This is a genomic window from Streptomyces arenae, assembly GCF_022343545.1.
Taxonomy (GTDB): domain Bacteria; phylum Actinomycetota; class Actinomycetes; order Streptomycetales; family Streptomycetaceae; genus Streptomyces; species Streptomyces humi.
This window is the reverse complement of record NZ_JAKQYH010000073.1, coordinates 56,977-82,139: the sequence shown is the minus strand read 5'-3', so window position 1 is coordinate 82,139 and position 25,163 is coordinate 56,977. Positions and strand designations below refer to the sequence as shown.

Here is a 25,163-nt window from a genome sequence, read left to right as displayed (position 1 = left end):
CATGACGCAACAGGGAACCGACGTGAGCTGGGCGCTCCGCGATCTCGTGGAGAGCATCCCGGAGATCCGCTTCGCCCTCGTGGCCTCCAGCGACGGCAAGGCCATCACCTCCTTCGGCGCCGAGGACCCCGACGACGTGGACCGCTTCGCGGCCGTGGTGGCAGGGCTGCAGGCGCTCGCGCAGCCGGTCGCCGAGCAGTTCCCCAAGTACGCGGGGCAGCTGCGGCTGGCGATGATCGAGGTCGACGGCGGTCACCTCTTCGTCGTGCGGGCCGGTGTGGAGACGTATCTCGGGGTCCTCGCCCGTGAAGGGCTCGACCAGGGGCTGCTCGGCCACCAGATGAGGGACCTGTCCCGGCGGATGGGCGAGCTGCTCGGCACCTCTCCGCGCCTGGAGGAGCACTCTGGATGAGTGCTCCCCGCCGGCCCACGGACCCCTCCGGTCTCGAGCGTTACTACGTCCTCACCGGGGGGCGCAGCGGACCGGGCGGGGCGGCGTCGAGCCTCGACGTGGCCACCCTCGTCGTCTCCCGCGCCGCCCCGGTCCCGGGGATGCAGCACGAGCACGAGGAGATAGTCCGGCGCTGCCGCGATCCGCTCTCGGTGGCCGAACTCACCGCTCATCTCGGATTGCCCTTCAACATTCTCGCGGTGCTGTTGGCGGATCTGCTGGACGCAGGCCGTATTGAAGCCCGTGATCCCATTCCGGCGCACCACGCCGGACGCGGGCCCGACCTCGCGCTCCTCCAGGAGGTACTCAGTGGACTTGAAAGGCTTTGACCATCCCGGCGACCCCGGTGCCGGGGGGACCCGTTCGGTCAAGGTGATGATCGCCGGGGGGTTCGGCACCGGGAAGACCACGATGGTCCGCTCCGTCAGCGACATCAAGCCGCTCACCACCGAGGAGACGCTCACCCAGGCGACCGTCGGCGTCGACAACCTCATCGGTGTCGCGGACAAGGCCGAGACCACGGTCAGCCTCGACTTCGGCAAGATCAGCCTCAACGAGAGCCTGATGCTGTACCTGTTCGGCACCCCCGGGCAGGAACGGTTCTGGTTCCTGTGGAACGGGCTGTTCAAGGGGGCGCTCGGCGCGATCGTCCTGGTGGACACCCGCCGGCTGGCCTCCAGCTTCCGGGCGATCGAGGAGATGGAGCGGCAGAACGTGCCCTTCGTCATCGCCCTGAACGTCTTCCCGGACTCCGCGCAGCACCCCGTCGAGGAGATCCGGGACGCCCTCGACATCTCCCCGCACACCCCGATCGTGGCCTGCGACGCCCGGGACCGGGCCTCCAGCCGGGACGTGCTCGTCGCGCTCATCCAGCACCTTCAGGAGCGCTCGGCCGTGGCCCTGGAGTCCCGATGAGCGCGCCGCACGATCCGGGCGCCGGGGGCGGCTGCCCGGTGGCCCACGGCACCGGCGTCACCCGCCTGTACGGGCCCGACGCGGAGAAGGACCCGCACGGCATCTACGAGCGGCTGCGGGACGTGTACGGCGCCGTCGCGCCCATCCTGGTCGAGGGCGACGTGCCCGCCTGGCTGGTGCTCGGCTACCGGGAGAACCGGCGCGTCCTCGACAACCCGCTCCAGTTCAGCCGTGACTCGCGGATCTGGCGGGACTGGCTGGACGGGAAGGTCTCCGAGACCTCGCCCCTGATCCAGATGGTGGGCTGGCGCCCCGACTGCGTCTCCCAGGACGGCGAACCGCACCGCCGGCTGCGTGGTGCGGTCACCGACAACCTGCTGAAGGTGGCCGGCCGCGGCATCCGCCGCCACGTCACGCACTTCGCCAACAAGCAGATCGACGCCTTCGCCGACAGCGGCCGGGCCGACCTGGTCACGGACTTCGCCGAGTACCTGCCGATGCTGGTGCTCACCCGGGTCTTCGGACTCGCCGAGAGCGAGGGGCGCACGCTCGCCGAGTCCAGCGCGCAGGTCATCAAGGGCGGCGCGGACGCCCTCGCGCACAACGAGAAGATCGTCTCGATCCTCGCCGAACTGGCCGCCCGCAAGCGCGCGGAGCCCGGCTCCGACTTCGCCTCGGGGCTCATCGCCCACCACTCGGGTCTGGACGACGACGAGATCGTCCAGCATCTGCGGCTGGTGCTGATCACCGCCCACACCACCACCAGCAACCTGCTGGCCCGGGTCCTGGAGATCGTCCTGACCGACGACGCCCTGCGCTCGGGTCTGGTCAGCGGCCAGCTGAACATGTCCTCCGTGGTGGAGGAGGTCATGTGGAACACCCCGCCGCTGGCCGTGCTGCCGGGCCGGTTCGCCACCTCGGACCTGGAGCTGGGCGGGCGGGCCATCAAGGAGGGCGACATGCTGCTCCTCGGGCTCGCCGCCGGCAACGTGGACCCGGTGATCCGTCCGGACCTCGCGGCCTCCGTGGCCGGCAACCAGTCGCACCTGGCGTTCAGCGCCGGACCGCACGAATGCCCGGGGCAGAACATCGGCCAGGGCATCATCGAGACGGCCGTGGACGTCCTGCTGCACCGGCTGCCCGGACTGCGCCTCGCGGTCCCCGCCGACGAACTCACCTCGACGGCCTCCACCTGGGAGTCCCGGCTGGACAGCCTGCCGGTGGAGTTCCCGGTCTGAGCGTCAGGAAGCGGCAGCAGAACGGCCCGGGGCCGCCGTCCGCAGGGACGGCGGCCCCAGGCCGTTCGGCGCCTCGCAAGCCGGCAGGCCGTCGGCGTCTCACACGGCCAGCAGGTCGTCCACCGAGCCCTGCCCGGCCCGCTCCGCCGCGACCGCCGGGCCCTCCTTGGCCGCCGCGTACCGGCCCGAGGTCAGCGCCCAGACGTAGTTGCCGTTGATCCAGTGCTGGATGGCCTCCACCCCCATCCGCACGTCGTCCCGCTGCTTCTCGTCGAGACCGAGTTCGTCGCACATGCGCGGCACCCGCCCCTCCAGTTCGACGTACTCGTCGAGGCAGGCGGTGGTCATCCGGTACGCCTCCTTCATGGCGTCCTCCCAGGAGCCGCCCCGCTCCCGGTGCAGCACCGCTATCAGGTTGTGGCCGTCGCCGCGGCGCCGTTCCCGCTCGAAGGAGTGGATGTCGTTCATGAACCCGATGGTGTCCGCGGCCAGGTCCCGCATCCGCTCCATCAGCGGGTGCGCCTGCACCTGGGCCGGCACCTCGAAGCCGCGGCTGCGCTCGCCCGCGTCGATGCTGTGGTGGATGCCGACGGTACGGCGCCGGAACGCCGCGTACTCGTCCAGGTCGAGCGTTCCGGCCAGCCCGCGGGCCGCCAGGTCGACCTCCTCGCAGTGTGCGACGAGGAACCGGCCCCAGGAGGCCGCGAACCGCGTCCGCCATGTCAAGGACATGCCATCCGAGAGATGCTGCCAGACCTCCGCCCACGCCAGCGTGATCGGGCAGACCACGCGGGGCCTGATCCCGGCCGGGCGCAGCGGGGTGACGATCAGTTCACGGGCGACGTCGGCGATCCGGTCGGCGCGGTCCGGCCGATTCGCGTCGAACTGGTCGTCGAACAGGAAGGCCAGCGAGAACCAGTTCATCAGGACGACCATGTCCTCGGCCGAGGCGTGCGGATAGGTCCGGGCGGCCGCCTGGGGCAGGTCCCACGACTTGTACTCCTCGAACCCGGCTTTGCTCCGCACCAGGTCCATGTCCCAGATCCAGCGCAGGTGACGGGCGCGCGCGTGCTCCAGATGCTCGCTCACGGGGGTGTCGAAGGGCAGGTCGAAGGTGACGTCCTGAGGCATGTGTTTCCTTTCGGGAGACAGAGCGCAGAGTCCCCCCGTCCCTGCGTACGGGTGGCCTGTCGGCCACCCGTGCACTCGAACTGGCCTTCGTGGCTCGAAAGTTGAGCCGTGAAGCGCTACGAGGCTGCCCAGAGCGTAAATGATCTACGCGTGACCCCACCGTGATGTGTGTTACTGCTCACGCCTCCTGAGCCGAGTACACTCGCGCGCCCCCGACGTATGTGTGCGCGACACGTGTGTCCGCGAGGTCCTCCGGGGGCCCGGCGAACGGATCGCGGTCCAGGACCACCAGGTCCGCGAGCGCCCCGGCCACCACCCGGCCGGTGTCGTCCAGGTGGTTCACGTACGCCGATCCGGCCGTGTACGCCGTGAGCGCCGCCGCCAGGCTCAGCCGCTGCTCCGGCAGGAACACCGGCGCGTCGCCGCCCGGTTCGACCCGGTTCACCGCCACGTGGACGCCCTGGAGCGGGTCGGGGCTGCTGACCGGCCAGTCGCTGCCGGCCGCGAGCCGCGCCCCGGAGCGCAGCAGCGACCCGAACGGGTACTGCCACCCGGCCCGTTCGGAGCCCAGGAAGGGAATGGTCAGCTCGTCCATCTGCGGCTCGTGCGCGGCCCACAGCGGCTGGATGTTGGCGGTGGCGCCGAGTTGGGCGAAGCGCGGTACGTCGGCCGGGTGCACGACCTGGAGATGCGCCAGGTGGGGCCGCGTGTCGCGGAGGCCGTTGGCGGTCCGCGCCGCCTCGACGGCGTCCAGCGCGTCGCGAACCGCCCGGTCGCCCAGCGCATGGAAGTGACACTGGAAGCCGAGCGCGTCCAGCTCGGTGACGTACCCGGGAAGCCGCTTCGGATCGATGAAGCTCTTGCCCCGGTTGCGGGTGGCGCAGCCGCACGCGTCGAGGTAGGGGTCGAGCAGTGCGGCCGTGCCGTTCTCCGCGACCCCGTCCAGCATCAGCTTCACCGTGCCCGCCCGGAACCGGCCGTGGCTGAACGCGTCCCGCTTCTCGACGAGTTCGGGAATCTGCTCGGCGCCACGCTCCCGGTCCCACCACAGCGCCCCGACCACCCGCGCGGTCAGCGAACCGTCCCGGGCCGCCGCGAGATACGCCCCGGCCGGGTCGTCCATGCCGAGGAAGTCGCCGATCAGCGCGTCCTGCCAGGCCGTGACGCCGAGCGCGTGCAGATACCGCTGGGCGTGCAGCAGCGCCGCGAGCCGGTCCGCCGCGGTGGCCGCCGGGGCGAAGCGGCCGACCAGCTGCATGGCCCCCTCCTGGAGGGTGCCGCTCGGCGCGCCGGAGGCGTCCCGCTCGATCCGCCCGTCGGCCGGGTCCGGCGTGTCGCGGTCGATCCCGGCCAGCTCCAGCGCCCGGCTGTTCACCCAGGCGCCGTGATGGTCCCGGTTGGGCAGGTACACCGGCCGGTCCGGTACGACGGCGTCCAGCAGCTCCCTCGTCGGCGTACCGCCTTCGAAGGCCTCCATCGACCAGCCGCCGCCGAGGATCCACTCCCGTTCCGGATGAGCCTCGGCATAGGCCCGTACGGCCGCCACGCTCTCCTCGGCGGTCCGCAGCCCGGTGAGGTCGCACTGGGCCAGCTCCAGCCCGGCCGGCACCGGATGGACGTGCGCGTCCTGGAACCCGGGCAGCAGCAGCCGTCCGGCGAGGTCGACCACCTCGGTGCGGGGCCCCGCCAGCGCCCGCACCTCGTCGTGCCCGACGGCCGTGACGCGGTCACCGGTGACGGCCACGGCGGTCGCCGTCGGGCCCTCCGGGGTGAGGACGGGCCCGCCGGTGAAGAGCAGATCTGCGTGCATGTTTCCTTTTCCTCAGTTGGGGGTCGTGAGCAGCTGGGGCGCGTCGGCGTCGGTGCCCTCGCCGGTGCGGAAGTACGGCGACCGGCGCACGTACTTCGCCCAGGCGGCCGCGACGAAGCCGGACGCGATCATCACCAGCGGGGTGGTCAGCAGGAACCAGCCGTTGTCCGCACTGACCTCGAAGTGGTCGGCGGAGGTGTAGAAGGACCAGCCGAGGTAGCCGCCGAGGCCCAGCAGCGCGAGGGCGCTCAGCGCCGGGAGCACGACGGCCCGTACGCCCTGCCGCCAGTCCTTCCGCAGCAGGGAGCGGAACCGGGCCGCGGCGGCGAGCGCGGTGAGCGCGTACGACACGGCGACGACGATGCCCACCGCGTTCACCGTCGCCATGATCATGTCGGCCAGCCTGGGGATCACCAGGGCCAGCGCGGCGACCACCGTGGCGAGGGCGCCGATCAGCAGGGTGCCGGCCGCCGGGGTGCCGTACCGGGTGCTGACCCTGGACCACACCGGCCCGAGGGTACGGTCCCGGCTCATCGCGAACATGCCACGGGCGGTCGGGATCACCCCCGCCTGGAGCGAGGCCACCGCCGAGAACATCAGCGCCACCAGCGGCAGCGCCGCCCACGGCTGGGCGGCGAGCCGGTCGCCGAAGAACGCCAGCCCCTCGGCCCCGTGCCCGGCCAGCTCCCGCTCGGACAGCACCCGCTGGAACGCCACCGAGCCCAGCAGGAACAGCCCCAGCATCGTCACCAGGGTGATCAGCCCGGCCCGGGAGGCGTCCCGGGGGTCGCGCACCTCCTCGTTGACGCTGAACGCGGCCTCGAAGCCCCAGTAGCAGAACACCGAGAGCAGCAGGCCCTGGGCCAGCGCGGAGGCCGACGGGATCGCGAACGGGTCGAACCAGCTCAGGCTGAAGGGGTGCGGGCCGGCCACGATGCCGTAGCCGCAGAACCCGAGCAGCACCACGTACTCGAAGACCAGCAGTCCCGTCTGGAGGCGGGCGGCGGTGCGGATGCCGGTCACGGCGGTCAGGGTGACGGCGACCAGGACGACGATGCCGACCGCCGTGGTCTGCGCCGTCGAACCCGCGTCGAGGGCGAGCGAGCCGACGCGGTGCAGCCCGGCCTCGCCGGCGAGTTGCAGCATCGCGGAGCCGGTCACCGCGGTGGTGTACGCGAGGAAGGCGACCGTCGCCACGATGTTCACCCAGCCGACCGTGAAGCCGAGCCAGGGGTTGAGCGAACGGCCCACCCACACATAGCCGTTGCCCGCGTTCGGCTCCACCCGGTTCAGCCGTGAGTAGGCGCCCGCGATACCCAGGACGGGCAGGAACGCCAGCAGCATGATGGCCGGCAGATGCAGCCCGACCACCCCGGCCGTCACGCCCAGGCCGATGCCGATGCTGGTGGTGGCGGCCGTACTGGACGCGGCCACCGCCACGCCGTCCAGGACGGACAGGGATCTGCGCAACTCCGGGGGGTCCGCCGGGTAGGGCTGCTCGGTCATGGCCGGCACACTCCGCTCACACCTGGGGGCCGGCCCGACCGGCCCCGGTGACCGGTCATGAAACTGCCGGTGGCCTTCACAGGTCAACGGTGTTGTCATAAGGTGCCCGCACACCGTGAAGGAGTCCCCATGAGCGAACGCGTCGTCCCGGCCGCCGCCCGCCGGCGCCGGCGCCCCACCAAGGAGGGCGTGGTCCTCTCCGAGGAGCTGATCGTCGGGACCGCGCTCCGGCTGATCGAGGAGCACGGCGCCGAGGCACTGTCCGTGCGCCGGCTGGGCCGCGCCCTGGGCGCCGACCCCAGCTCCCTCTACCGCTACTTCCGGCACACCGACGACCTGATGCTGGCCATCGCCGACGAGCTGATCGGGCGTACCCTGCGGGCCTGGCGGCCCACCGGTCACTGGCGCGCCGACCTGCGCGACCTGGGACTGCGGATGCACGCCGGCGCCCTCGCGCACCCCCGGGCGGCGGTGCTCAGCGCCCACCGGGTGACCGGGCGGACGTACGAGATCCAGGCCGTGGAGACCATCCTCGGGGTGCTGCGCGGGGCCGGGTTCCCGGACGCCGAGGCGGTGCGCGTCTACCACGCCTTCGTCGACCAGGCCCTCGCCTACGGCGCCCTCGACTCCGCCAACACCGCCCTGCCCCGGCCCGCCCGCGACGCCGAGGCGGACGTCTGGCGGACGACGTACGCGGGCCTGTCCGCCGCCACCCACCCGCACATCGCGGCCACCGCCCGCCACCTGGTGGCCTCGATGCGCGGCAGTTCCTACCCGGCCGCCCTCGACCTCCTGCTGACCGCGGCCGCCACCCGGCTCGCGGAGCTCCGCGCCGGGGACTGAAACCGGCGGGCGGGGACATCCGCACTCCAAGGACCTCAAGGACCCGTCCAGGGAGGAAACATGGCACTGGTGACCGCGGCCGTCGTGGTGCTCGACTGCGCCGAACCCGAGAAACTCGCCCAGTTCTACCGGGAGTTCCTCGACGCCGAGGACGGTGACGTCTCGGCCAACCTGGTCGAGATCCGGGCCGCCGACGGCTTTCGGATCGCCTTCCGGCGTGACGTCAACGCGACCCCGCCGAGCTGGCCGCGACCGGAGAACTCGCTCCAGGCGCATCTCGACTTCCTGGTCGAGGACCTCGACGAGGCCGAACTCCGGGTGGTCGGCCTGGGCGGCCGCCCCATCGACACGAAGGACGCGGCCGGGCCGTACGAGGAACGCGGGTACGCCGACCCGGCCGGTCACTCCTTCACCCTGCGCCTGGTACCCCCCGCGGCACCCAAGCAGGGCTGAACCCGCTCAGTCCCGGCCGCCCTTGCCGGCGGTCGGCCACACGCCGGTGGAGCGCTCGATGGCCGTCGCGCCGGTCCGGTCCACGGCGCTGCGCACCACCGCGAAGACAGCGCCCTGGACCGCCGCGGCCAGCAGCACCTCGCCCCAGCCGCGGTCCCGGTCCAGGGCGTCCGGCGCGTCCTCCTCGCCGCGCACCGCCATCCAGGTGCGCCGGAAGGCCAGCGCGCCCAGTGCCCCGCCGGCCCAGCTCAGCACGAAGCCGAGCGGGGCGTAGACGAGGGGGAGTTTCAGCTTCTTCCTGCTCTTTGCCATGTCTGCCTCCGCGTTGTCAGGGCCGTCCCGCGACCGGGATCTCCTCGCCCGCCGGCACCGGGCCGGGCGGCGTCCCGTCCCCGAAGGGCCGGCCGCCGAGCTCCTCCCGGTGATGGGGCGTCAGCCACCCGGCGGTGTCCGGGCCGAGCGGCACGACACGGGTCGGGTTGATCCCGGTGTGGACCTGGTAGTAGTGCCGTTTGATGTGGTCGAAGTCGACGGTGTCACCGAATCCCGGCGTCTGGTAGAGGTCCCTCGCGTACGCCCAGAGCACCGGCTGCTCCGCCAGCTTCCAGCGGTTGCACTTGAAGTGGCCGTGGTAGACGGCGTCGAACCGTACCAGCGTGGTGAACAGCCGGACATCGGCCTCCGTGAGGGTGTCCCCGACCAGGTAGCGCTGTCGGGCCAGCCGCCCGGCGAGCACTTCGAGCCGCCGGAACACCCCCGCGCACGCCTCCTCGTAGGCCTGCTGGCCGTTCGCGAACCCGGCCCGGTACACGCCGTTGTTGACGTCCTCGTACACCTCCGCCATCACCGTGTCGATCTCGTCCCGGTGCTTCTCCGGGTACAGGTCGGGTGCCCCCGGCCGGTGCAGCGCCGTCCACTCGGTGGCCAGGTCCAGGGTCAGCTGCTGGTAGTCGTTGGTGACCAGCTGTCCGCTCGGTACGTCCACGACCGCCGGCACGCTCACCCCGCCCGGGTAGCCGGTCTCCCGCCGGTCGTAGGCCTCGCTGAGGTACCGGATGCCGAGCACCGGGTCACGGCCGTCCGGGTCGAGGGTGAAGCGCCAGCTGCGGTCGTCCTGGATCGGGTCGGCGACGGCGAGCGAGAGGGCGTCCTCGAGACCGAGCAGCCGCCGTACCACCAGGGACCGGCTCGCCCACGGGCAGGCGCGGCTGACCACCAGCCGGTAGCGTCCCGCCGCGACCGGCCAGCCGTCCCGGCCGTCCGCGGTGATCCGGTCCGCGAAGTGGCTGCGGGACCGGGAGAACGCCTTGTGCCCGAGCGAGCTGTTGCCGTCACCGCTCATGAATCCTCCTTGCCGGCGGGGTCTGGCGAGGGCCGAATGAGCCCGTTGGGTCGCGTTCCCCGTTGTGGCCCGTTTTCCACCGCCCGGGCGGTGTGATCAGCCCCCTCCGGGGCAGTCGGCCGTCGTGAGTGGGACTTCGTCGAAAGAACATTCGAATCAGCGGGATCAGTCAAGTCAGCCGGACGAGTCGAGTCAACGGGATCGGCCGAGTCGGCGGGATCAGCCGAGTCGGCAGGAGAAGTCGGAGCAGCAGCCGGTGTCCGACCGCAAGACGCGCCTGACCGTGTTCGTGGCGCTCGCCGCGAACCTGGTGATCGCCGCCGCCAAGGCCGTGGGCGGGGTGGCCGCCGGCTCGCCCGCGCTGCTCTCGGAGGCCGCGCACTCCGTCGCCGACAGCCTCAACGAGGTGTTCCTGCTGGCCGCCCTGCGGCGCAGCCGCCGTCCGCCCGACGCCCGGCACCCCTTCGGCTACGGCAAGGAGCGCTTCTTCTGGTCCCTGCTCGCGGCCGTCGGGATCTTCGTCATGGGCGGCTGCTTCTCCTTCTTCCAGGGCATCGAGGCGCTGCGCGACGGCGCCGACGAGAAACTGAGCGGCTATGTGGCGGGCCTGACCGTGCTCGGTGTCGCGCTGCTCGCCGAGGGCGCGTCCCTGGTCCGGGCCCTGCACCAGGCCCGCCGGGAGGACCGCGGGCTGCGCGACCCGGCGCTGCGCACGGTGGTCGCCGAGGACGGCACCGCGGTGATCGGCGTCATCCTGGCGATCGTCGGCATGGTCCTGCACATGGTCACCGGGCAGGTCGCCTGGGAGGCCTCGGCCTCGCTGGCCATCGGTGCCCTGCTGGTGTACGTGGCCTACCGGCTCGGCGCCGACGCCCGCGCCCGGCTGATCGGCGAGGCGGCCGACCCGGAGCTGAGCGACCGGATCAGGGAGCAGCTGGAGGGGGAGCCGGAGATCGACACCGTGGAAGCCCTCTTCACCATGCAACTGGGTCTGGACTCCACCCTGGTCGCGGCCCGCATCGACCTGATGCCGGGGCTGGACAGCGAGCGGGTGGAGGAGGTCCTGGTGCGCATCAAGGGATCGCTCGCCGAGACGTTCACCGAGACCGACCAGGTCTTCCTGGACGTCACCGACCGCTCGGCGCAGGAGGCAGGGGAAAGCCCCGCCGCGACGGGGGAACGCGGCGGGGCCTGACATTCGGCTGCCCGGCCCGAAGCCGGATCATGCCTCCCGGAAACAGATTTTTCTAAATTCCGACGGTCCCCGGCCGGAAAGGATTCCCGGAACCGTCAGTTCCCCGGCCCGGCTCCGCCAGGGAGCCGGGCGCCCGGACCGACTACCGCGGTTCCAGTACGAACACCGGGATCTGCCGGTCCGTCTTCTCCTGGTAGTCCGCGTACGGCGGGTACGCCGCGACGGCGCGCTCCCACCACTCGGCCTTCTCCGCGCCGGTGACCTCCCGCGCGGTCATGTCCTGCTTGGTCTGCCCGTCCTGGAGCTCGACGTGCGGCTCGGACTTCACGTTGAAGTACCAGACAGGGTGCTTGGGCGCGCCGCCCTGCGAGGCGACCACGGCGTACTTCCCGTCGTGCTCGACCCGCATCAGCGGGGTCTTGCGGATCTTCCCGCTCTTCGCACCCAGGGTGGTCAGCACGATGACGGGCAGGCCCGTGTCCATCAGCGTGTTGCCCTCCTTCCCGCCCGAGCTCTCGTACAACTCGACCTGCTCCCGCACCCAGGCGGTCGGGCTGGGCTCGTACTCGCCCTCAAGAGGCATGAGGTCCGTCCCCTCGTCGCTTCCGTCGCTTGACGTCATGATTCAACACCGGGAGTGCCCAGGTTTCATCCGTACGACACCGGGTTCGCGGCCCCCATGGGAACGCACGCCGGGTTCCCGCGCCCCACGGGAACCCGCGCCGGGTTCCTCAGCCGGGCGCCAGTACCACCCGGGCCGCGAGGCCGAGCATCACGCAGCTCGACACGAGCGCCGTGACCAGCCGCCCCCGGTGCCCCGTCAGCCCCCTGCCGAGGAGGGCCCCGCCGCCCGCCAGCAGCAGCTGCCAGCTCGCGGACGCGGCGAAGGCCGCGAGGACGAACAGGCCCTGTTCGAGCGGCCGTACCGCGGCGGCCGAACGGGTGCCGACCACCAGGGCCGCGAAGTAGATCACCGTGGTGGGGTTCAGCAGGGTGATCCCGAGGAGGCCGAGATACGCCCGTCCGGGGCCGGGTACCGGCCGCTCGGCCCGGGTCGCGAGGTGCCGCTGCCGGTACTGGCGCACGGCGACGGCCGCCCCGCGCACCGCGAGGGCCACCAGGACCAGCGCCGAGACCCAGCGCAGCGGCCCGAGCACCGGCAGCAGCGCGGCCGTCAGCGCGGCGCCGCCGACCGCGGCGAGCAGGGCGTACAGGCCGTCCGCGCTGGCGACGCCGAGCGCGGCGCAGGCGCCGGTCCGCAGTGACGTGCGGGCCGTGAGGGACACTAGATATGTGCCGACCGCGCCGACCGGGACGGCGATCCCGTACCCGGCGAGCAGGCCGGCGACGAGCGCGGCCGTCACGGGCGTGCGGGCTCGGGCCTCCAGGGGCGCCGCGGCTGCTGCTGGACCCGCACCGCACCGGCGGTCGCGGCGGTCAGCGGCATACGGGCGTCAGGAGAGTTCATGCGCAGATCCTGTGGCCCGCGCCGTCGTCCCGGCAAGCGAATTTCGGCGCGGAACCGTCCCCCGACCCAGTGCGGTTCGGCCAGATCACCGGATTCACCGATCTGGCTGAACTTGCGGTCGCCCCATAGGTGCCCCGGGCATCTAATGAAGATCGGCACGACGTACGACATTCGTCTGCGAGGTCTTCCATGAACGAACTGACGGACCTGACGGAACCCACGACCCCGGCGCCGGCCGAACCCGTGGCCTGGCCGCAGGACCGCACGTGCCCCTACCACCCACCCACCGGCTACGATCCGCTGCGCGACGGGGCCCCGCTGTCCCGTGTCACGCTCTACGACGGCCGCACCGTATGGGCGGTCACCGGCCACGGCGCGGCCCGGACGCTGCTCGCCGACCCCCGGCTCTCCAGCGACCGCCGCCGGGACGACTTCCCGATGCCGAACGCGCGGTTCGCGGCGGCCCGGGAGCGCCGCAGGGTCGCCCTGCTCGGCCTCGACGGCCCCGAGCACCAGATCCAGCGCCGGATGCTGATCCCGGACTTCACCCTCAAACGCGCCACCGCGATGCGGCCGGCCATCCAACGGATCGTCGACGGTCTGCTGGACCGGATGGTCGCCCAGGGGCCGCCGGCCGACCTGGTGAGCGCCTTCGCCCTGCCCGTGCCGTCCATGGTCATCTGCGACCTGCTCGGCGTCCCGTACGCCGACCACGAGTTCTTCGAGGCCCAGTCCAGGCGGCTGCTGCGCGGCCCGGCACCCGCGGACTCCCTGGACGCGCGCGACCGGCTGGAGGCCTACCTGGGCGACCTGGTCGACCGCAAGGGCCGGGACGAGGCGCCCGGCGACGGCGTCCTCGACGACCTCGTCCACGAACGGCTGCGCGAGGGCGCCCTGGACCGCGACGAGGTGGTCGCGCTGGCCCTCATCCTGCTGGTCGCCGGGCACGAGACCACCGCCAACATGATCTCCCTCGGCACCTTCACCCTGCTCCAGCAGCCCGAGCGGCTGGCCGAACTGCGTGCCGACCCCGCCCTGGTGCCCGCCGCCGTCGAGGAGCTGATGCGGATGCTGTCCATCGCGGACGGGCTGCTGCGCGTCGCCCTGGAGGACATCGAGGTGGCCGGCGCCACCATCCGCAAGGGCGACGGCGTGCTCTTCGCGACCTCGGTCATCAACCGCGACGAGTCCGTGTACGACGACCCCGACACCATCGACTGGCACCGCCCGGCCCGCCACCACGTGGCCTTCGGCTTCGGCATCCACCAGTGCCTCGGCCAGAACCTGGCCCGCACCGAGCTGGAGATCGCCCTGCGCACCCTGTGGGAGCGGCTCCCCGGCCTGCGGCTCGCCGCGCCGCCGGAGACGATCCCCTGCAAACCCGGCGACACGATCCAGGGGATGCTGGAACTCCCCGTGACCTGGTAAGAGGCTCCTGCCATGCACATCGAGATCGACACGGACATCTGCATCGGCGCCGGCCAGTGCGCGTTGACCGCCCCGAACGTGTTCACCCAGGATGACGACGGGTTCAGCGCCCTGCTCCCCGGAAAGGAGGACGGGGGCGGCGACCCCCTGGTCAAGGAGGCCGCCCGGGCCTGCCCGGTGCACGCCATCACCGTCAAGGAACCGACGGGCTAGCCACCGGCGCGTCCAGCACCGCCGGTTCCGGCCCCCGTGGCCGTGCCGGGCCGGCGATCACCCCGTACGCCGCCACCCGTCGCCCCCGCGGCTCCGCCGCCATCCCCGGCGGCAGGGCCGCGGGACCGGCCGGCCGGGGCACGTCCGGGGCGAGCGGTCTCAGCCGGCCCGCAACAGCATCCGGGCCGCCTCCCGGGCCTCGGCCGCGGGCGCCGCGCTCCCGGTGATCCCGGCGGTGACCATCGCCCCCTCCGCCAGCAGGAACAGCGGGCCGGTGAGTGCGGCGTCCAGTCCGGCGCCGGCCACCAGCCCCGCGAGGTAGTCCCGGAACGCCCGCTTGTGGTCCCGCACCCGGGCCGCCACCGGCTCCGAGGTGGCGCCCAGTTCGCCGTACGCGTTGATCCAGGCGCAGCCCCGGAAGTCCGGCTCGCCGAACCAGGTCTCCAGCCAGTCGAACACGGCGAGCAGCCGCTCCCGCGGGTCCCGCCGCCGCTCGACGTGTTCGGCGAGCCGCTGCCGCCAGCGCACGTCCCGGCGCTCCAGGTAGGCCACCACCAGCTGCTCCTTCGCCGGGAAGAGCTGGTAGAGCCGTTTCAGGGAGACGCCGGAGGCGCCGCGTATGTCGTCCATGCCGACGGACTGCACCCCACGCCCGTAGAACAGCAGCTCAGCGGCGTCCAGGGCCTGCTCGCGGGCGACCGCGCTGTCCATGACCACTCCCGGACCACACCTTTCCTTGACGTGAGAACCAGCGTTCTCCTACGGTAGCAGCGACCCGGAGAACGCACGTTCTCGATCTGAGGAGGAGACCATGGCCGACCGCCCACCCCTGCCCCCGTTCACCCACGAGACCGCGGTACAGAAGGTGCAGGCGGCCGAGGACGCCTGGAACACCCGCGACCCCGAGCGGGTGGCGCTCGCCTACTCCGAGGACTCGGTCTGGCGCAACCGCGGCACCTTCGTCACCGGCCGAGCCGAGATCGTCGAGTTCCTCACCGCCAAATGGGCCAGGGAACTCGACTACGCCCTCCGCAAGGACCTGTGGGCCTTCGACGGCGACCGCATCGCGGTCCGCTTCCAGTACGAGTGCCACGACGCGGACGGCCGCTGGTGGCGGTCGTACGGCAACGAGCTGTGGGAGTTCGACGCGCACGGGCTGATGACCCGGCGCGAGGCGAGCATCAACGACGTCCCGATCGAGGAGCACGAGCGCCGCATCCACGGTCCGCGCCCGGCCGCCGAACGGGGCCTGTCCTTCCCGCTCCGGTAGCCCCCGCATAGGGTTCCCGGATGACCGACGAGCCCCGCAAGCCCTTCCTCTACCTGGTCGTGTGCGCCGCCGGTGTCGCCGCGGGCGTCGGCGGGCTCATCACCGCGGCCCGGGAGCGCGGCTGGGAGGTCGGTGTCATCGCCACGCCCGTGGCCATGAACGGCTTCTTCGACACCGCGGAGGCGGAGGCGCGCACCGGCCGCCCGATCCGCTCGGCGTGGCGCAGCCCCGCCGACCCGCGGCCCTTCCCGCCGCCGGACGCGGTGGCCGTCGCCCCCGCCACCTTCAACACCGTCAACAAGTGGGCCGCCGGGTTCGCCGACACCCTCGCCGTCGGCACCCTGTGCGAGGCGCTCGGCCTCGGCGTGCCCATCGGGGTCCTGCCGTGCGTCGCCGACGCGCTGGCCGCGCACCCCGCCTACCAGGAAAGCCTGACGCGGCTGCGCGGGCTGGGCGTCCGCTTCGGCGATCCGTACACCGGCGCGCCCGAAGCGGACGGCGGGCGCCCCGAGTTCGCCTGGGAGCGGGTGCTCGACCTGCTGGAGCACGGCTGACGGCGACCGGCCGACCGCCTCGGCAGGAGTCCTGGCAGCCCGCCGACGTACGCTCGCCTGTGTACGGAGTGATCTCGACGGCGGGAGACAACGATGGAGTACGTGAAGCTCGGCCGCACCGGTCTGGACGTGTCCCGGATCTGCCTCGGCTGCATGACCTACGGCCGTCCCGACCGCGGCAACCACGAGTGGACCCTCGACGAGGAGGCGTCCCGCCCGCTCATCCGGCAGGCGCTGGAGTCTGGCATCAACTTCTTCGACACCGCGAACGTCTACTCCGACGGCACCAGTGAGGAGATCGTCGGCAAGGCACTGCGCGACTTCGCACGCCGCGACGAGATCGTCCTCGCCACCAAGGTGCACGGCCGGATGCGCCCCGGCCCCAACGGCGGCGGCCTGTCCCGCAAGGCGATCCTCTCCGAGATCGACCACAGCCTCAGCCGCCTCGGCACCGACTACGTCGACCTCTACCAGATCCACCGCTTCGACCACGGGACCCCCGTCGAGGAGACGATGGAGGCCCTGCACGACGTCGTCAAGGCCGGCAAGGCCCGCTACATCGGGGCGAGTTCGATGTACGCCTGGGAGTTCTCCAAGGCCCAGTACACCGCCGAGCGGGGCGGCTGGACCAAGTTCGTCTCCATGCAGGACCACTACAACCTCCTCTACCGCGAGGAGGAGCGCGAGATGCTGCCGCTCTGCGCGGACCAGGGCGTGGGCGTACTGCCCTGGAGTCCGCTGGCCCGGGGCCGCCTCACCCGCGACTGGGGGACGGTCACCGGGCGCAGCTCCACCGACAACTTCGGCAGCACCCTCTACCAGGAGGGCGACCGCGCGATCGTCGAGGCGGTCACCCGCATCGCGGACGACCGGGGCGTCCCGCGCGCCCAGGTGGCCCTGTCCTGGCTCCTGCACCAGAGCACGGTGACGGCCCCGATCATCGGCGCCTCCAAGCCGAACCACCTCGAGGACGCCGTGGCCGCGGTCGGACTCCGCCTCAGCGAAAAGGAGTTGGAGGAACTGGAGCGGCCTTACGGCCCCCATCCGATCTCCGGCCACTGAGAGTTCCCGGGGCGCGTCACAACCGCGAGGTACCGCAGGGACCGGCTCCCTCGCTCTCCAGCAGGGGGACCCGCTCCCCGCTCATGGTCAGCGTCCGGTAGTAGGCGCCGATCCGCTCCGCCGACCGCCCCACGTAGTGCCCGATGAACGACCGCCGGAACCGCTCACCCGAGCTGTTCGGCTGTGACCCGTGCACCAGGCTCCCGTTGAAGAACAGGACGTCCCCGGGGGCCATGTCGACCGGCACCGCCGCGAGCCCCTGCGGCGGTGCCACGTACTCCCGGGCGAACGACAGGTCCGCGTCCGACTCCTCCGGGCAGAACAGGTCCATCCGGTGCGTCCCCGGCACCACTTCCAGCCCGCCGTTCTCCCGGTCGATCGCCTCACAGGCGATCCACGCCGCGACACAGGTCCCCGGCTCCACCCGCAGATAGAAGTTGTCCTGATGCAGCGCCTGCCCCCGGGCGCCCGGCGGCTTGAAGTAGAACATGCTCTGCGCGGCCAGCACCTCCTCCCCGAACAGCCCCTCCAGGACCACCCGCAACCGCGCGTCCAGCAGGAACCGCCGGGCGAGCGCGCTGATCTCGTGCGGCTGCATCACCCGCGGGTACCGGTGCAGCGGATCCGCCGTCGGCCCCGGCTCGAAGTGCCCCGGCACCGCCCGCCCGGCCGCGTGCAGCGCCGCGAACTCCGCACAAAGGCGGTCGATCTCGTCGTCCCCGAACAACCCGCGTACGACGGTGAACCCGTCCTCCTCGAACCGCCGCAGCAGGCCGGCGTCGATGCCTGTGACTGTCATACCCTCGCTCCTCGATCCGTCGTCCTGGACCTGTCACGCTAGGCCGACGGGCCGGCCGAGAGGATGTCCATGAACGCTGAGGGATTGCCCGAGACCACTGTTCCGGCTCCGCCGCCGGGCATGGTCGTCACCGGCCGCTACGACCAGGGGCCCGGCTACCGGATCAACCGGTCCCAGGGCTCCGGCAGTTGGCTGCTCATCTGGACCACGCACGGCGGCGGCGTGATCCGGCAGGGGGCCGCCCGGACCCGGGCGCGCCCCGGTGACCTGGTCGTCCTCGGTCCCGGGGTCCCGCACAGCTACTCGGTCGAACCCGGCCTGGACCGCTGGCGCTTCTGGTGGACCCACTGCCAGGCCCGCCCCGCGTGGGTCCGCCGGCTGGGCCCGTGCGCCCTGGGCGACGGCATGTACGCCGTCGGTGCCCCGGACGGCACGCACCCGCGGATCGAGGCGGCCTTCCACCGCATACTCGCCGACTCCCGCTGGCCCGGCACCGGCGCGCCGCCCCCGCCCGAAGAACCCGCCACGCCTGGTGCGCACGAAGTTGCCACCCGCGCACCGGACGGAACCGCCGCAGCCGGACCGCACGAAGCGGCTCCCTCCGTACCGGGCGAGGAGCGGGTGGCCGTGGCACACGTCAGTGCGGCCCGTGAACTCGCCCTGTGTGCGCTGGAGGAGGTCGTCCTGCTCGCCGCGGCCGGCGCGCACCGGGCCCCGGACGGCCCGGACGCCAGGGACGAGCGGGTGCGGCGCGCCGAGGAACTGATCGCTGCCGACCCGGGCGCCCCGCACACCGTCGGCACGCTCGCCGAGCGTGTCGCGCTGTCGCCGTCCAGGTTCGCCCACCTCTTCACCCGCCAGACCGGGGTGCCCCCGATGCGTGCGCTGCGCGAGGCACGGCTGCGGCACGCCGCCCGGCTGCTGGAGAGCACCGACCTGACCGTCGAACGGGTCGCCGCCGCGTCCGGATTTCCCAGCCCGTTCCACTTCAACCGGGTTTTCCGCGAAAGCTACGGCGTCCCGCCCGGTGCCTACCGCTCCGGTGAACGCCCCTGAAAGCAGGCGTCATTGGTTCACCCGCGCCGCCGGGCGGGCGACCTGCGCAGGTCGGGCCGTGGTTCAATGGTTGGGGTCGAGGTCACGGCGGTCTGCTGTGAATCTCCCCGGGAATTACGAAGTCGATACGGCGACAAAGCGCGAACTCGCTCATTGACGATTCGTCAAACAAAGGCCGCGTACGGGTATTGCGCAAAACCCCGGCATCCCTTGTTCTGCTCTGCTGGCCTGTGCAAAGGTGTGCCGTGTCGGCATGCGGGCCATTGTTTTCACCCCTCCGCATGCGCGAGGCCGCTCCCGTTCGCCCCCCCCCACGCTTCAAAAGAGCTGCCGACGGCGGACGTTCCGCGCCGAACCCCCAACAGACCCGTCCGGTCGTGCTGTCGGCCGGGTCGCATGCCGGTCGCATACCCGTTGGTACGGACCGAATACCGCGTTGCGTCTGGAAGGAATGCAGTCGTGAATGACGCAGGCCTGGGGAATTCCCCTGCCCCCGCCCGGCCGTTCGACGTCACCGACGAACAGCTCAGCGCCGAGCTGAAGCAGTGGACGGGCACCGCGCCCGCCCTGCACCCGGTCGGTGAACTGCTCGACCGGCACTGGGAAGCGGCCTTCGCCTATGCCCGTCTGTGCACGGACGGGACGCGCGGCGCGGGCATGCTCACCACCGCCGCGTTCACCCGGCTCTTCGGCGAGTCCCTGCGCCAGGCCGGCCCCACCGCCGCCTGGCGTCCCCAACTGCTGGTGACGGTCCGCCGCATCGCCGCCGAGTGGGACAACGACGGGCGGGGCGAACTCCTGCACCCCGAACTGCGCGCCGGCACCGGGGAACGGGCCGCCGCCCGGCTGCTGCCGCCCGCGAACCGACGGCTGCTCTCCCGTGCGTTCCAGCGCCTGACCCAGTCCTCGCGTGCCGTCCTTTGGCACATCGAGGTCGAGTCGGAGCCGCTGTCGACCCCCGCCGCGCTGCTGGGCCTCGACGAGCAGGACGCGCGGGTCGAACTGCGCCGGTCTCGCGAGCGGCTGCGCGAGGAGTGCCTCCAGGTGCACCGTGAACTCGCCCACGAGGACGAGTGCCAGCGGTACGTCCGGATGATCGACGTGACCTTCCGGCGCGGCGGCTCCGACATCGACCGGGACCTCCAGCAGCACCTGAACGGGTGCAAGCACTGCGGGTTCACCGCCGACCAGCTCCACCAGTTCAACGGCGGCCTCGGCCTCGCCCTGGCGGAGGCCGTGCTCGGCTGGGGTGCCCGCGGCTACCTGGAGTCCCGCGCCGGTCTCACCGAGGCGCCCGTCGAACCGGCGCCCGTGCCCGTCGGCGGGTTCACCGGCGGCGAGGCCTTCGCGCCGGCGGGGCCGGGCAAGGACCTCGTGGTGCACCCCGTCGCCTCCCGGCGCGCCGAGCAGCGCGCCGCCCGCCGGGCGCGCCGCCGCAACCTCACGGTGGCCGTGGGCACCGTGAGCGGTCTGGTCGTACTGCCGCTGGTGCTGTGGGCGGTGCTCGGCACCGGTGACGACGCCGGGACGGCCGCCGCCAAGCCCTCCGCCAAGCCCGGCGCCGGCAGCGCCACCTCGGGCCCCTCCTGGGCCGGCAGCAACCAGACCGCCCAGGGGACCCTCCGCGGCCGCCTGCACAACCTCGCCTCGGGCCTGTGCATCGGCGTGGTCGGCAAGAAGGCCGTGAAGGGCGCCGAGACCGAACTCGCGGAGTGCTCGTCGGCCGCCGGCCAGCAGTGGACGTACGACGCCGACGGGCTGCTGCGCAACGGCGCCGACCCCGGCCTGTGCCTGGACTCGCACCTCGGCTACTCCGTCCGGCTGGCGCCGTGCTCGGCCACCGGGTCCGGCGGCCGGAGCATCCGCTACGACTTCACCCTCCAGGGCGCCCTGGTGCCCCGCTGGGACCAGGACCTGGCCCTCGCCCCGGCGGCGACCGACGGCGGCGGCTCCCTGGTCGTCAAGAACCGGGCCGACGTCAGCGCGCAGCGCTGGGTGATGGACACCTCCCAGCCCGACCTCCAGATGCAGATCGTCAACTGGGACGCCGAGACCACCCCGTCGCCCACCCCGACCCCGACCGCCGCCCCGTCGGTCAAGGCGGCGCGGACCCCCACGCCGGCGCCCACCCCGTCGGCGTCGACCACGACCGCCCAGCCGACGCCGTCGAGCGGCGCGCCCGGCTACAACCCGTGCGAGGAGTACCCCGGCTACTGCTACGGCGGCGGCCAGTACGGTGGCGGCTGGGGTGGCGGTGGCGGCTACGGCGGCGGTTACGGCGGCGGCCACCACCGCTGAGGCCGCCACGGTCTCAGCGGCGGTGCGGTGGCGGTGGCGGCATCGTGGTCAGCTCCGGTGCCCCCTCCGGCCACACCAGGAGCACCGGGCAGGGCGCGTGGTCGACGACGAAGCGCGCCGCCCGGCCCAGGCTGTGCGGTCCGAGCCGGGACCGGTCGCCGTCCCGGGCGACGATCAGCAGACCGGCCCCCTCGGCGGCGGCCACCACCTCCCGCTCGACCCGCCCGGTCCGCTCCAGCAGGGTGCACGGCCGCCCCAGCCGCGCCCCGGCCGCGTCGAGCAGCTCCGCCGCCGACGTGCCGCCGAGTTCCACCAGTCGCCGCTCCGGGTCCGGTTCCGAGCCGGCCCGGCCCAGCAGCCCCGCGAACGCGCCGTGCGCGAGCCCGGCCGTCCCCGGCTCGGTCACGTGCAGCAGCGTCACCTCGGACGCCTCCCGCGCATGCGTGCGCACCGCGTCCACACAGGCGGGCCAGGTCCCCTCGACCAGCCAGACGATCACCCGCATCCATGGCCTCCCGTCCAGCGACCGACCGGTCCTGACCAGGCTCCGACCGGCTCCCGACTAGATCCGACGACTCCGACGAGTCCGGCTAGACGCCGATCACCTGGAGCGCCCCCCACAGTGCCACCACCGCACCGCCCAGCGCGACCGGCACGGCGAGCAGCCCCAGCCGGGTGAACTCGCCGATGTCCACGCCGTGGTCGTGCTGGTGCACGATCCTGCGCCACAGCAGCGTCGCGAGCGACCCGGCGTAGGTGAGGTTCGGCCCGATGTTCACCCCGAGCAGCACCGCGAGCACCGCGCCGGGGCCGTCGGCCGTGGCCAGCGGCAGCAGCACCAGCACCGCCGGCAGGTTGTTGATCAGGTTGGCCAGTACGGCGGCGAGCGCCGCGATCCCGAGCAGCGCCGGCAGCCCGGTCCCGCTCGGCAGGACGTGCCCGAGCGCGTCGGCGAGGCCGTTGTCGACGACCGCCCGCACCACGATCCCGAGCGCCAGCACGAACGCCAGGAACGCGGGCGCCGCGGCTTTCACGACCGTCAGCGGGGTCGCCTGCCGCCGTGCCAGCGCCCGCCCGGCCAGCACCAGCGCGCCCGCGCACGCGGCCCACGCCGGGTCGACGCCCACCGCCGAGGTGAGCACGAACCCCGCGAGTGTGCAGCCGACCGTGACCAGCGCGAACAGCGGCAGCCCGGGCGGCTCGCCGGTGTCCTTCGAACCCGGGGCCGCCGAGGACAGGTCACGGGCGAAGAACCGCCGGAACACCAGGTACTCGGCGCCGATCGCGACCAGCCAGGGCAGCACCATCAGCGCCGCGAACCGGGTGAAGCCCAGCCCGCTCGCCGCGAACGCCAGCAGGTTCGTCAGGTTGGACACCGGCAGCAGCAGCGAGGCGGTGTTCGACAGGTGCGTGCAGGCGTAGACGTGCGGTTTCGCCCGGACTCCGGAGCGGGCCGCCGTCGCGAACACCACCGGCGTCAGCAGCACCACCGTCGCGTCCAGGCTCAGTACGGCGGTGATCACCGACGCCAGCGCGAACACCGCGGTCAGCAGCCGCACCGGCCGCCCTGCCGACCAGCGGGCCATCCACGCCCCACAGGCCTGGAACAGGCCCTCGACGTCGCAGAAGTGGGCGAGCACCAGCACGGCGGCGAGGAAGCCGACGACCGGGCCCAGCTGTTCGGCCTCCGCCCGGGCGTGGTCGAGGGAGATCGCCCCGGTGGCGATCACCACCAGCGCCGCCGGCACGGCGAGGACCGCCTCCGGCCAGCCGTGCGGCCGGATGACGGCCCAGGCGAGCACGGCGGCGAGCAGGACGACGGACAGGGTCTCGGCGAGGGGGGTGTTCAGGGCGTGTTCCTCAGGACGTGATCAGATGCGGTCCGCCCATGAAAGCAGACCGCGGTTACGCGGACGGGGTACCCGCCGGGCCGAGGAACTCGGCCCACCCGCCCGTGGGCTCCTGCCCCGGATTCAGCGTGCGCAACGTGCGCAGCACCGCCGGGTCCTGCGCCTCCAGCCACGCCACCAGCTGCTTGAAGGACACGAAGCGCACGTCGTCGTGTTCGGCCATCCTGCCGATCGCCTCCTCGACGGCGTCCATGTAGATGCCGCCGTTCCAGCGTTCGAAGTGGTTGCCGATGAAGAACGGCGCCCGGTTGGTGGAGTGGGCCCGCTCGAACCCCGCCAGGTAGCTGTCCCGGGCCTGGGTGCGCCAGGCGTCGTACTGCGTCTTGTCGCCGAGCGGGTTGCCGGCGGACTGGTTGTACATCATGTTGTAGTCCATCGACAGGACCTGGAAGGAGTGCCCGGGGAACGGCACGGACTGCAGGGGGAAGTCCCAGATGCGGTTGCCCTGCACCTTGCCGGGCCAGATCTGGAGGCCGCCGGGGGAGCTGGCGTCGTACTTCCAGCCGAGCGCGGCCGCGGTGGGCAGCAGGTTGGTCTGGCCCTCCAGGCACGGGGTGCGGCCGCCGACCAGTTCCTTGCGGTAGTCGAAGGGCAGCGGCTCCAGGTCGGTGAAGCCGGTGTTCGTCTTCCACTTGGTGACGAAGTCCACGGCCTGGTCGATCTCGCTGCGCCACTCGGCGGGTGACCAGTTGCGCACGCCGTCACTGCCGCAGAAGTGGCCGTTGAAGTGGGTGCCTATCTCGTGGCCCTCCAGCCAGGCGGAGCGCACCTGCTGGAGCGTGGCGTGGATGTGCCGGTCGGAGAGGTAGCCGATCGCGGAGGCGCCGACCTGGTGCTGCGGCGGGTGGTAGAGGTTCTTCTTGGACTCGGGCAGCGTGTAGATGCCGGAGAGGAAGAACGTCATCTTCGCGCCGTGGTCGGCGGCCACCTTGCGGAAGCGGGAGAACAGCTGGTTGCTGAGCTCGCCCGCGCCGTCCCAGGAGAACACCACGAACTGCGGGGGCTTGGTGCCGGGCGCCATGCGGGTCGCCTTGGGCTGGTGGGGCTGGGCGCCGGTGTCGGCGGTGGAGCCGTCCCCGATCAGCTTCAGCGGTTTCGTCGGCGCCCCGCCGCCGCTGCCGGCGCCGGAACCGTCGCCGTCCAGTGTCCACGTGCCGTTCGAGCACCCCGACACGGCGCCCAGCGCGCCCAGGGCGCCGGCTGTCGCGCCCGCCGTCAGCACCCGCCTGCGAGAGATGCCGCTCATGTCCGTCCCCGATCCGTCGTCCCGGCCCCTCGTGGAGCCGCTTCCTGCGTGGTCGTCGGGTGTGATGGGCGGCCCGGCGGAAAAGATCGGAGCCGGCCGCGCGTGTTGCACGTCTGTGACAGTCGTGGCCGGGACATGGCGAACCCCGCTGCCCGGGGAACGGCAGCGGGGTGCGGGTGGTGCTCCGGCTAGGGCCTGTCTGACAATTCGCGTCGTCGCCCGAAGGGCGGCCGCGCGGCGTCAGGTGCGTGCTCTGGGGGTCCCCCCGGCCGGAGGCTGGGGGAGTGCCGGCCCCAGGCCCACGTACTGGGCGTACTCGGGTCTGGGGCCGGTGCGGTGAGAGTGCGTGCATGGCGTCGCGCGGCAGACGCGCATTGTCAGACAGGGCCTAGGGGCGCGTGCGCAGTCCGTCGAGGATGAGCGCGAGCATGTGGGGAGCCCGGTCCTCGGGGCCGGCCGCGGCGCGCCAGAGCGCGCCGGTGAGCTGGAGGAAGTCGGCGGGATCCGCGTCCGCGCGGATGGTGCCGTCCGCCTTGCCGGCGTCGAGGAGCCGGGAGATGGCGGCGATGACGGGGCCGTAGCTCTGCTCGGCGATCGCCTGGTGCGCGCCGGCGCTCAGGGCGTCACCGAGGCCGTGCTTCCTGCGCATCGCCTCGACGAGACCGGTCGTCCACTCGCGGAGCGCGTCGAGCGGCGGCAGCTCGGCCAGCAGGTCGGCCACGGTGCCGGTGATGCGGGTCACCTCGTCCTGGTAGACGGCCAGGACCAGCGCCTCGCGGGTGGGGAAGTTGCGGTACAGGGTGCCCGCGCCGACGCCGGCGCGCTGGGCGACCTGGTTCATCGAGGCACCGCTGTTCTCGGTGAACGCCTCACGGGCGGCCGTGAGGATGCGTGCCCGGTTCTCGCGGGCGTCGGAACGGACCACTGGACCTCACCTTGCTAAGTGGAGAACTCTCCACTAAGTTATCCGGAGAG

The 25,163-nt window shown here is 72.5% G+C and carries 27 protein-coding genes; 14 read left to right on the top strand and 13 right to left on the bottom strand.

Annotated elements, in window-relative coordinates:
* Nucleotide 1: 1 nt before the first annotated feature.
* The 4 genes from MB828_RS35955 to MB828_RS35940 are packed head-to-tail and all read left to right on the top strand — an operon-like array spanning nucleotide 2 to nucleotide 2,604.
* Entirely contained in the window at nucleotides 2–412 is a 411-nt protein-coding gene (locus tag MB828_RS35955) for a roadblock/LC7 domain-containing protein (RefSeq protein ID WP_046733906.1), read from the top strand.
* Nucleotides 409–780, top strand: coding sequence for a DUF742 domain-containing protein (locus MB828_RS35950; protein ID WP_046733905.1), 372 nt, complete (start codon nucleotides 409–411; stop codon nucleotides 778–780). Before MB828_RS35955 ends, MB828_RS35950 begins: the two co-directional genes overlap by 4 nt.
* Nucleotides 761–1,366 (top strand): GTP-binding protein, encoded by a 606-nt coding sequence (locus MB828_RS35945; protein ID WP_046733904.1) that lies wholly within the window; start codon nucleotides 761–763, stop codon nucleotides 1,364–1,366. The genes MB828_RS35950 and MB828_RS35945 overlap by 20 nt, the downstream gene beginning before the upstream one ends.
* Entirely contained in the window at nucleotides 1,363–2,604 is a 1,242-nt protein-coding gene (locus tag MB828_RS35940) for a cytochrome P450 (protein ID WP_301651837.1), read from the top strand. The genes MB828_RS35945 and MB828_RS35940 overlap by 4 nt, the downstream gene beginning before the upstream one ends.
* Nucleotides 2,605–2,703: 99 nt before the next feature.
* Here MB828_RS35940 and MB828_RS35935 read toward each other — a convergent pair whose 3' ends face one another.
* From MB828_RS35935 to MB828_RS35925, 3 genes are all read right to left on the bottom strand, one after another.
* Nucleotides 2,704–3,735: a 7-epi-alpha-eudesmol synthase gene (locus MB828_RS35935; protein ID WP_046733902.1), complete on the bottom strand. Its 1,032-nt coding sequence runs from the start codon at nucleotides 3,733–3,735 to the stop codon at nucleotides 2,704–2,706.
* A 178-nt stretch (nucleotides 3,736–3,913) separates the two neighbouring features.
* Nucleotides 3,914–5,545: an amidohydrolase gene (locus MB828_RS35930; RefSeq protein WP_301651836.1), complete on the bottom strand. Its 1,632-nt coding sequence runs from the start codon at nucleotides 5,543–5,545 to the stop codon at nucleotides 3,914–3,916.
* Nucleotides 5,546–5,557: 12 nt separating this feature from the next.
* A complete protein-coding gene (locus MB828_RS35925; protein WP_301651835.1) occupies nucleotides 5,558–7,051 on the bottom strand; it encodes an APC family permease in 1,494 nt (497 codons plus the stop codon).
* A gap of 129 nt (nucleotides 7,052–7,180) precedes the next feature.
* Here MB828_RS35925 and MB828_RS35920 point away from each other — a divergent pair, with 129 nt between their 5' ends.
* Together MB828_RS35920 and MB828_RS35915 are read left to right on the top strand one after the other, a co-directional pair.
* Complete coding sequence (locus MB828_RS35920; RefSeq protein ID WP_133022749.1) at nucleotides 7,181–7,894, top strand: TetR/AcrR family transcriptional regulator; 714 nt, start codon at nucleotides 7,181–7,183, stop codon at nucleotides 7,892–7,894.
* A 60-nt stretch (nucleotides 7,895–7,954) separates the two neighbouring features.
* On the top strand, nucleotides 7,955–8,347 hold the full coding sequence (locus MB828_RS35915; protein WP_133022750.1) for a VOC family protein: 393 nt from the start codon (nucleotides 7,955–7,957) through the stop codon (nucleotides 8,345–8,347).
* A gap of 6 nt (nucleotides 8,348–8,353) precedes the next feature.
* Here the strand turns inward: MB828_RS35915 and MB828_RS35910 are convergent, their stop codons facing one another.
* Together MB828_RS35910 and MB828_RS35905 are read right to left on the bottom strand one after the other, a co-directional pair.
* Entirely contained in the window at nucleotides 8,354–8,659 is a 306-nt protein-coding gene (locus MB828_RS35910) for a DUF4235 domain-containing protein (RefSeq protein WP_301651834.1), read from the bottom strand.
* Nucleotides 8,660–8,675: 16 nt separating this feature from the next.
* Nucleotides 8,676–9,689, bottom strand: coding sequence for a glutathione S-transferase family protein (locus MB828_RS35905; RefSeq protein ID WP_301651833.1), 1,014 nt, complete (start codon nucleotides 9,687–9,689; stop codon nucleotides 8,676–8,678).
* A 256-nt stretch (nucleotides 9,690–9,945) separates the two neighbouring features.
* On the opposite strand from MB828_RS35905, the gene MB828_RS35900 reads away from it, so the two are divergent.
* On the top strand, nucleotides 9,946–10,884 hold the full coding sequence (locus tag MB828_RS35900) for a cation diffusion facilitator family transporter (RefSeq protein ID WP_301651832.1): 939 nt from the start codon (nucleotides 9,946–9,948) through the stop codon (nucleotides 10,882–10,884).
* A 142-nt stretch (nucleotides 10,885–11,026) separates the two neighbouring features.
* Here MB828_RS35900 and MB828_RS35895 read toward each other — a convergent pair whose 3' ends face one another.
* Nucleotides 11,027–11,467 carry a nitroreductase family deazaflavin-dependent oxidoreductase gene (locus MB828_RS35895; protein WP_301651947.1) on the bottom strand — a complete coding sequence of 147 codons (441 nt, stop codon included), beginning with the start codon at nucleotides 11,465–11,467 and terminating at the stop codon, nucleotides 11,027–11,029.
* Nucleotides 11,468–11,615: 148 nt separating this feature from the next.
* Nucleotides 11,616–12,248 (bottom strand): LysE family transporter, encoded by a 633-nt coding sequence (locus MB828_RS35890; RefSeq protein ID WP_301651831.1) that lies wholly within the window; start codon nucleotides 12,246–12,248, stop codon nucleotides 11,616–11,618.
* Between the two features lie 293 nt (nucleotides 12,249–12,541).
* Here MB828_RS35890 and MB828_RS35885 point away from each other — a divergent pair, with 293 nt between their 5' ends.
* Both MB828_RS35885 and MB828_RS35880 read left to right on the top strand, forming a co-directional pair.
* A complete protein-coding gene (locus MB828_RS35885; protein ID WP_301651830.1) occupies nucleotides 12,542–13,780 on the top strand; it encodes a cytochrome P450 in 1,239 nt (412 codons plus the stop codon).
* A gap of 12 nt (nucleotides 13,781–13,792) precedes the next feature.
* Nucleotides 13,793–13,993 (top strand): ferredoxin, encoded by a 201-nt coding sequence (locus tag MB828_RS35880; RefSeq protein ID WP_301651829.1) that lies wholly within the window; start codon nucleotides 13,793–13,795, stop codon nucleotides 13,991–13,993.
* A 159-nt stretch (nucleotides 13,994–14,152) separates the two neighbouring features.
* On the opposite strand, the gene MB828_RS35875 is transcribed toward MB828_RS35880, so the two are convergent.
* Complete coding sequence (locus tag MB828_RS35875) at nucleotides 14,153–14,704, bottom strand: TetR/AcrR family transcriptional regulator (protein WP_301651828.1); 552 nt, start codon at nucleotides 14,702–14,704, stop codon at nucleotides 14,153–14,155.
* A gap of 100 nt (nucleotides 14,705–14,804) precedes the next feature.
* Between MB828_RS35875 and MB828_RS35870 the strand changes: the two genes are divergently transcribed.
* The 3 genes from MB828_RS35870 to MB828_RS35860 all read left to right on the top strand — a co-directional run bounded on the left by MB828_RS35870 (nucleotide 14,805) and on the right by MB828_RS35860 (nucleotide 16,879).
* Nucleotides 14,805–15,263 carry a nuclear transport factor 2 family protein gene (locus MB828_RS35870; RefSeq protein WP_301651827.1) on the top strand — a complete coding sequence of 153 codons (459 nt, stop codon included), beginning with the start codon at nucleotides 14,805–14,807 and terminating at the stop codon, nucleotides 15,261–15,263.
* Between the two features lie 20 nt (nucleotides 15,264–15,283).
* Nucleotides 15,284–15,817 (top strand): flavoprotein, encoded by a 534-nt coding sequence (locus MB828_RS35865; RefSeq protein ID WP_133022759.1) that lies wholly within the window; start codon nucleotides 15,284–15,286, stop codon nucleotides 15,815–15,817.
* 93 nt (nucleotides 15,818–15,910) lie between these two features.
* Nucleotides 15,911–16,879, top strand: a complete 969-nt coding sequence (locus MB828_RS35860; protein WP_301651826.1) for an aldo/keto reductase — start codon at nucleotides 15,911–15,913, stop codon at nucleotides 16,877–16,879.
* A gap of 16 nt (nucleotides 16,880–16,895) precedes the next feature.
* Here the strand turns inward: MB828_RS35860 and MB828_RS35855 are convergent, their stop codons facing one another.
* Nucleotides 16,896–17,678: a phytanoyl-CoA dioxygenase family protein gene (locus tag MB828_RS35855; RefSeq protein WP_301651825.1), complete on the bottom strand. Its 783-nt coding sequence runs from the start codon at nucleotides 17,676–17,678 to the stop codon at nucleotides 16,896–16,898.
* Between the two features lie 63 nt (nucleotides 17,679–17,741).
* Here MB828_RS35855 and MB828_RS35850 point away from each other — a divergent pair, with 63 nt between their 5' ends.
* Entirely contained in the window at nucleotides 17,742–18,734 is a 993-nt protein-coding gene (locus MB828_RS35850; RefSeq protein WP_430381478.1) for a helix-turn-helix domain-containing protein, read from the top strand.
* 459 nt (nucleotides 18,735–19,193) lie between these two features.
* Nucleotides 19,194–21,032, top strand: a complete 1,839-nt coding sequence (locus MB828_RS35845; RefSeq protein WP_301651823.1) for an RICIN domain-containing protein — start codon at nucleotides 19,194–19,196, stop codon at nucleotides 21,030–21,032.
* Between the two features lie 13 nt (nucleotides 21,033–21,045).
* On the opposite strand, the gene MB828_RS35840 is transcribed toward MB828_RS35845, so the two are convergent.
* The 4 genes from MB828_RS35840 to MB828_RS35825 form a co-directional block, all read right to left on the bottom strand.
* The gene (locus MB828_RS35840; protein WP_301651822.1) at nucleotides 21,046–21,537 is read right to left on the bottom strand and encodes a universal stress protein; all 492 of its coding nucleotides are present in this window, start codon (nucleotides 21,535–21,537) and stop codon (nucleotides 21,046–21,048) included.
* 85 nt (nucleotides 21,538–21,622) lie between these two features.
* A complete protein-coding gene (locus MB828_RS35835; RefSeq protein ID WP_301651946.1) occupies nucleotides 21,623–22,882 on the bottom strand; it encodes an arsenic transporter in 1,260 nt (419 codons plus the stop codon).
* A gap of 55 nt (nucleotides 22,883–22,937) precedes the next feature.
* Nucleotides 22,938–24,188 carry a hypothetical protein gene (locus MB828_RS35830; RefSeq protein WP_301651821.1) on the bottom strand — a complete coding sequence of 417 codons (1,251 nt, stop codon included), beginning with the start codon at nucleotides 24,186–24,188 and terminating at the stop codon, nucleotides 22,938–22,940.
* Between the two features lie 388 nt (nucleotides 24,189–24,576).
* Nucleotides 24,577–25,113, bottom strand: a complete 537-nt coding sequence (locus MB828_RS35825) for a TetR/AcrR family transcriptional regulator (protein WP_133022766.1) — start codon at nucleotides 25,111–25,113, stop codon at nucleotides 24,577–24,579.
* Nucleotides 25,114–25,163 lie beyond the last annotated feature (50 nt).